Origin of the sequence: Ornithinicoccus halotolerans, from assembly GCF_009602535.1 — a bacterium.
GTDB lineage: Bacteria > Actinomycetota > Actinomycetes > Actinomycetales > Dermatophilaceae > Ornithinicoccus > Ornithinicoccus halotolerans.
In genome coordinates this window covers 1-5,672 of the sequence record NZ_WIQI01000142.1, presented here as the reverse complement: position 1 = coordinate 5,672, position 5,672 = coordinate 1, and the positions used below count along the sequence as shown (strand labels likewise).

7 protein-coding genes are annotated in these 5,672 nt (G+C 75.7%); 4 read left to right on the top strand and 3 right to left on the bottom strand.

Going from position 1 to position 5,672, the window contains the following annotated elements; all coding sequences use genetic code 11:
• The first annotated feature begins 84 nt into the window (after positions 1 to 84).
• The 3 genes from rfaE2 to GFJ45_RS14840 are packed head-to-tail and all read left to right on the top strand — an operon-like array spanning position 85 to position 2,287.
• Positions 85 to 618: a D-glycero-beta-D-manno-heptose 1-phosphate adenylyltransferase gene (gene rfaE2 / locus GFJ45_RS14850; protein WP_153398572.1), complete on the top strand. Its 534-nt coding sequence runs from the start codon at positions 85 to 87 to the stop codon at positions 616 to 618.
• Positions 615 to 1,313, top strand: a complete 699-nt coding sequence (locus tag GFJ45_RS14845) for an SDR family oxidoreductase (RefSeq protein ID WP_153398570.1) — start codon at positions 615 to 617, stop codon at positions 1,311 to 1,313. Before rfaE2 ends, GFJ45_RS14845 begins: the two co-directional genes overlap by 4 nt.
• Positions 1,310 to 2,287, top strand: a complete 978-nt coding sequence (locus GFJ45_RS14840) for a glycosyltransferase family 9 protein (protein ID WP_153398568.1) — start codon at positions 1,310 to 1,312, stop codon at positions 2,285 to 2,287. The genes GFJ45_RS14845 and GFJ45_RS14840 overlap by 4 nt, the downstream gene beginning before the upstream one ends.
• Here the strand turns inward: GFJ45_RS14840 and GFJ45_RS14835 are convergent.
• Both GFJ45_RS14835 and GFJ45_RS14830 read right to left on the bottom strand, forming a co-directional pair.
• On the bottom strand, positions 2,271 to 3,242 hold the full coding sequence (locus tag GFJ45_RS14835) for a UDP-glucuronic acid decarboxylase family protein (protein ID WP_153398566.1): 972 nt from the start codon (positions 3,240 to 3,242) through the stop codon (positions 2,271 to 2,273). The genes GFJ45_RS14840 and GFJ45_RS14835 overlap by 17 nt on opposite strands.
• A 40-nt stretch (positions 3,243 to 3,282) precedes the next feature.
• Complete coding sequence (locus GFJ45_RS14830; protein ID WP_228387112.1) at positions 3,283 to 4,179, bottom strand: glycosyltransferase family 2 protein; 897 nt, start codon at positions 4,177 to 4,179, stop codon at positions 3,283 to 3,285.
• Between the two features lie 165 nt (positions 4,180 to 4,344).
• Here GFJ45_RS14830 and GFJ45_RS14825 point away from each other — a divergent pair, with 165 nt between their 5' ends.
• Positions 4,345 to 5,178: an SDR family oxidoreductase gene (locus GFJ45_RS14825; protein WP_153398565.1), complete on the top strand. Its 834-nt coding sequence runs from the start codon at positions 4,345 to 4,347 to the stop codon at positions 5,176 to 5,178.
• Positions 5,179 to 5,190: 12 nt separating this feature from the next.
• On the opposite strand, the gene GFJ45_RS14820 is transcribed toward GFJ45_RS14825, so the two are convergent.
• On the bottom strand, positions 5,191 to 5,672 hold a 482-nt coding region (locus GFJ45_RS14820), incomplete at its 5' end, for a CHAT domain-containing protein (protein ID WP_153398563.1).

The window sequence follows — 5,672 nt, the reverse complement described above, 5'->3', positions numbered from 1 at the left end:
CGCTAGCGCCGGTCCTGCCCGAGCCGCCGTCGGGCGGCGGGACAGGACCGCGAGGCGAAGGGCGCGCCTGCCCGTGCCCCGAATCTGGGCGCACCGGCGGCCGCCGAGCCGCACTCGCAGGGCCAGCCCGCCACCGCCGGTCAGCTGACGGCGCTGGCGCGCCGGCTGCGGTCCGACGGCGGGACCCTGGTCGCGACCGGCGGGTGCTTCGACATCATCCACGCCGGTCACGTCGCCACCCTGCAGGCGGCGCGGCGGCTGGGTGACCGGCTGGTGGTGCTGATGAACTCCGACGCCTCCGTCCGCCGGCTCAAGGGACCCGGCCGGCCCGTCGTCGAGGCGGCCGACCGTGTCCGGGTGCTGGCCGCCCTGGACTGCGTGGACGCGGTGGTGGTCTTCGACGAGGACGACCCGCGCCAGGCCCTGGACGCGCTCGCGCCCGACGTGTGGGCCAAGGGCGGCGACTACGGCGGCACCGAGCTGCCCGAGGCACAGGTCGTGCGCGGGCACGGCGGCCGGGTGGTGTTCCTGCCCTACCTCGGGGGCCACTCGACCACGCAGATCATCGAGCGCTCCGAGCGCGCGCTGCAGACGACGACAACGACAGGAGAGCAGTGAGCAGGACAACGCGAGAGATCGGGACCGTCTACGTCACCGGCGGCGCCGGCGGCCTCGGGGCCGCCGTCGTGGACGCCGTGACCGAGGCCGGCGGCAGGCCCGCCGTCCTGGACCGGGTCCCGCCGTCGGTCGACGTCCCGCACGCGGTCGTCGACCTCTCCGACTGGGACGGCGCCACCGCGGCGGTCGAGCAGCTGGTGGCGACCGCCGGACCGCCCGACGCGGTGGTCACGGCGGCCGGCACCGACGCGTGCGGACCGCTGGCCGAGATCGAGCCGGACGCCTGGCAGCGGGTGATCCAGGTCAACTTGTTCGGCACCGTCGCCGTGGTGCGGGCCTGCCTGCCGCACCTGGAGCGCAGCCGCGGCACCGTGGTCACCGTGTCCTCGACGCTCGGACTGCGGGGGGCTGATGCCGCGACGGCCTACTCCTCCTCGAAGTTCGCCATCCGCGGCTTCTCGCAGGCGCTGGCCGCCGAGTACGCCGGTCGCGTCGGGGTGACCTGCCTGGTGCCGGGCGGCATGCGCACGGCGTTCTTCGACGGCCGCGACGAGCGCTTCAAGCCGGCGCCGGACCAGGACCTCAACGACCCGGCCAGCACCGCGGGCGCCGTGATCACCGCGCTGACCCAGCCGGTCGGCTCCGAGATCAGGGAGATGGTGGTCATGGCCTCCGGCGAGCCGTCCTGGCCATGACCGGCGAGCCGGGCCGGCTCCGGCCCGGGGACGGTGACGTCCTCGTGCTGCGTGCCCTCGGCCTCGGCGACGCGCTGACCGGCGTGGCACCGCTGCGCGGGGTGCGGCGGGCGTGGCCGGACCACCGGCTGGTGCTCGCCGCCCCCGCCGGCGTGGGCGGGTGGCTCGCCAGGCTCGGCGTCGTGGACGCGGTGCTGCCGACCGACGGACTGCAGCCGGCGTGGCTGGAGGAGACGGAGTGGTGGCCGGGCGGGCACCTGGCGGTCAACCTGCACGGTCGGGGACCGCAGAGCCACCGGCTGCTGCAGGCCACGCGCCCGGACCGGATGGTGGCCTTCGGCTGCCCGGAGGCCGGGCACGAGGGGCCGCCGTGGGAGCCCGACGAGCACGAGGTGGCTCGCTGGTGCCGGCTGGTCCGCCACGCCGGCGGTGACTGCGGCGCCGAGGACCTGCGGCTGCCCACCACCGGGGACCGGGGACCGGCGGTCGTCCTGCACCCGGGCGCGGCGTCGGCTGCGCGCCGGTGGCCGGTCGACCGCTGGACCGACCTCGCTCGCCGGCTGGTCCGGTCCGGCCGCCCCGTCGTGCTGACCGGGTCGGCCGCGGAGGAGCCCCTCTGCCGCGCGGTGGTGGAGCAGGTGCCGGGGCCGCGGTCGCTGGCCGGGCGGCTGGACCTGGCCGAGCTGGCCGATCTGGTCGGGACGGCACGGCTGCTGGTGTGTGGGGACACCGGCGTCGCGCACCTGGCCACCGCGCTCGCGACCCCGTCGGTGCTGCTGTTCGGCCCCACCCCGCCGCAGTGGTGGGGACCGGCCATCGACCAGGACCGCCACTCCGTGCTCTGGCACGGCGAGGGCCCGGGCGACCCGCACGCCGACCGCGTGGACCCGGCGCTGACCGCCATCGGCCCCGACGAGGTGTGGGCGGCGGTGACCGCCCAGCTGGGGCAGCAGCCGCTCAGGCGCTCCGGCTGAGCTCCTCGGCGAACCAGGCGACAGTGCGCTGCAGCCCCTCCTGCCAGCTGACCGTGGGCTCCCAGCCGAGCTGGGTCCGAGCCAGCGTGGTGTCGGGGCGGCGCACCCCCGGGTCGTCGACCGGCCGGTCGACGAACTCGATGTGGGAGGTGGAGCCGGTCGCGGCCAGGACGTCCTGGGCGATCTGCAGCACCGTCATCTCCCAGGGGTTGCCGATGTTGACCGGGCCGGCCAGGTCGGAGTCCGCCAGCGCCAGCACGCCCTCGATCAGGTCGTCGACGAAGCACACCGACCGGGTCTGGCTGCCGTCCCCGGACACCGTCACCGGCTCACCGGCCAGCGCCTGCCGCACGAAGGTCGGGATCGCCCGGCCGTCGGCCGGGCGCATCCTCGGGCCGTAGGTGTTGAAGATGCGCACGATGCCGGTGTCCACCCCGTAGGTGGCCCGGTAGGCGGTCACCAGCGCCTCGGCGTACCGCTTCGCCTCGTCGTAGACGCCGCGCGGGCCGATCGGGTTGACGTGGCCCCAGTAGTCCTCCGGCTGCGGGTGCACCTGCGGGTCGCCGTAGACCTCGGAGGTGGAGGCCAGCACGAACCGTGCGTGCTTGTCCCGTGCCAGCGCCAGCGCCCGCTCGGTGCCGACGGAGCCGACGCGCAGCGTCTCGATCGGCATCTCCAGGTAGTCCACCGGCGAGGCGGGAGAGGCGAAGTGCAGCACCAGATCCACCGGGCCGCGCACATGGGCGTTCTCGGTGACGTCGCAGTGCGCCAGCTCGAACCGCGGGTGCTGGAGGAACTCGGCGATGTTGGTGGTGGCGCCGGTGAGGAAGTTGTCCAGGCACACCACCGCCCAGCCGCGGCGCAGCAGCTCCTCGCACAGGTGGCTGCCGAGGAAACCGGCGCCGCCGGTCACCACGGCGCGGCGGTGCGGTGCCTCTCCACCCACGGTCCTCATCCTTCGGTCTCCTTCCGTGCCGGGGCTGGTCGCGGCGTGCTCAGCCGATGCTGGCCGTGGCGGACTTCTCGTGCTCGTGCAGGACGGCCAGCTGGTCCAGCACGTCGTCGGAGACGGGTCGCCGCCGGCCGAGCGCGCGGGGCAGCTCCCGCAGCGCGTCCAGCGCACCGCCCCGCGTGGCGGCGTCGCCAGTGAGCGCGCGCCATACCCGCTGTGCCACCGTGCCGGCCGGGAGCCGGAGCGCGGCGGTGAGGATGGCGGAGCGGGTCACCGCGCGGCGCCGGGCGTCCGGGCCGTGCCGGGACGGGGAGGGGTGGTGGTGGACCACCAGCTCCTCGGTGTAGGCCTGCTGCCAGCCGAGCTCGGCCAGGTCCAGGCTGAGCCGCTCCTCCTCCCCGGGGAAGCGGACGACGTCGTCGAAGCCGCCGGCGGCCAGGAACGCGTCGGTGCGGACCATGGCCGCGCAGGCGGCGAAGCCGAGGATGGCCGGGCCGGGGGAGCCGGGCGGGCGGGGCAGCGGCGAGCGGGCCAGCTCGGCGCAGAGCGGATCGAGCCGCTCCTCCGGGCCCACCAGCATCCGGGCGTGCAGCAGCCCCACCCGGGGGTGGGCGGACAGCAGCTCGGCACCCCGCGCCAGCGAGCCGGGGGCCCACCAGGAGTCGTCGTCGGCGAAGGCGACGTAGGGGGTGTTCGCCCGCTGCACGCCGATGGTCCGCGCCCTGGCGCCCTCGTTGTTGGCCAGCTCGACGACCTCCACGGACGGGTAGGTGCCGCGGACCGCGTCGGCGGTGCCGTCAGTGGCACCGTTGGTGACGACGATGACGCGGGCGCGGTGGTGGGCCAGCGCGGACAGCAGCTCGTCTCGGCGGTTGCGCGTGGCGACGACGACGGTGACCCGCTCGTCCTCGACGATCGGCTGGGCAGGGACGTGCGACACCTGGCGCGCTCCTTCCGGTGGGGGCTACGCCCAGCATGGGTGGGAAGTGGCGATGTCGCACGTCGAGCCAGGACGCGGGCGCGGGAGGGTGGTGGCGCGCCGGGCTGCGGGGAGTGGCAGCGGGCTCGCCGTGCGGCACCCGACACGCCGTGCCACGCTCGCGGCATGACTGCCCACCCAGACCCGACTACCCCTCCGGAGGCGTTCGTCCCACAGCGGATCGTCGTCACCGGTGCCGACTCCGGCATCGGGGAGGCCACCGCGGTGGCGCTGGCCGGCCCCGGCCGGCACGTCGGCGTCACCTGGAACTCCGACGAGTCCGGTGCCCAGGAGACGGCCGAGAAGGTCCGCGCCGCGGGCGCCGAGGCGCACCTGCGCCACCTCGACCTGACCGATCCGCAGCAGGGGGCCTCGGTCGTCGACGCCTTCGCCGCGCAGATGGGCGGCCTGGACGCGCTGGTGATGTCCTCGGGCACCGGCAGCTCGACGCCGCTGCTGGACATGGACTTCGCCACCTGGCGCGACGTGGTCTCGGTGGACCTGGACGGCGCGTTCTGCTGCCTGCAGGCGGCAGCGCGCCACATGGTCGACGGCGGCCGCGGCGGCCGGATCGTCGCGATCACCTCGGTGCACGAGCACGCCCCGCGGGTGGGAGCGGCGCCCTACTGCGCGGCCAAAGGCGGCCTCGGACTGCTGGTGAAGGTGGCTGCCCTCGAGCTGGCCGAGCACGGCATCACGGTCAACGCGGTCGCCCCTGGTGAGATCGCCACGCCGATGACCGGCCAGGAGGACGAGTCGGTGCTGGCGGCCAAGGAGCGGCCCGGGATCCCGGTCGGCAGACCCGGAGACGCCCGCGAGATCGCCGCGACCGTCGCCTTCCTCTGCGGGCCGGAGGCCGGCTACGTCAACGGCTCCTCCTGGGTGGTGGACGGCGGGATGCTGCAGATGGGTCCGCAGGCCGGCTCGCACCTGGCGAGCGACGACTGGCGCCGGCCCTGACCTGCGGCGCCGTCAGGGCGCACGCCACGCGGCGCCGGCCACCTGGAACGCCGCGGCGAGCGGGTCGGTGGCCTCGACCGCCTCGGCCATCGCCTCGTCGCTCGGCCGCCCCTTCGCCAGCGCCGCGTGGTAGCGGCCCATCGCCGCCAGCGAGACGTCGTCGGGGACCTGGCCCATGCCGGCGACCACGCACTGGGCGCCGAGGCCCAGCAGGCCGGCGGTGAGCCCCAGCGCCTCCTCGCCGGGGCGGACGGTCGACCGGCCCACCTCGCAGGCACCGAGGACCACGTGTGCGGCGCCGACGCCGGTGTGCTGCAGGTCGTAGACGTACAGCGGTCCGTCGTGCAGCAGGACCGAGGCGAACATCGGGTTCTCCTGCTGGTGCGTGCCATGGGCGGCGACATGCACGACGTCGGCCTCCAGCAGCGCCTCCTGCTCCGGGCTCAGCGCGGTAGCGGCCGGCGCACGGTCCCGGGCCAGCTCGGCCTGGCGCA

Bases quoted from the DNA above. Each gene is read 5' to 3' on its own strand.
- GFJ45_RS14840 (WP_153398568.1), top strand. From the start codon at position 1,310: ATGACCGGCGAGCCGGGCCGGCTCCGGCCCGGGGACGGTGACGTCCTC.
- GFJ45_RS14835 (WP_153398566.1), bottom strand. From the start codon at position 3,242: ATGAGGACCGTGGGTGGAGAGGCACCGCACCGCCGCGCCGTGGTGACC.
- GFJ45_RS14825 (WP_153398565.1), top strand. From the start codon at position 4,345: ATGACTGCCCACCCAGACCCGACTACCCCTCCGGAGGCGTTCGTCCCA.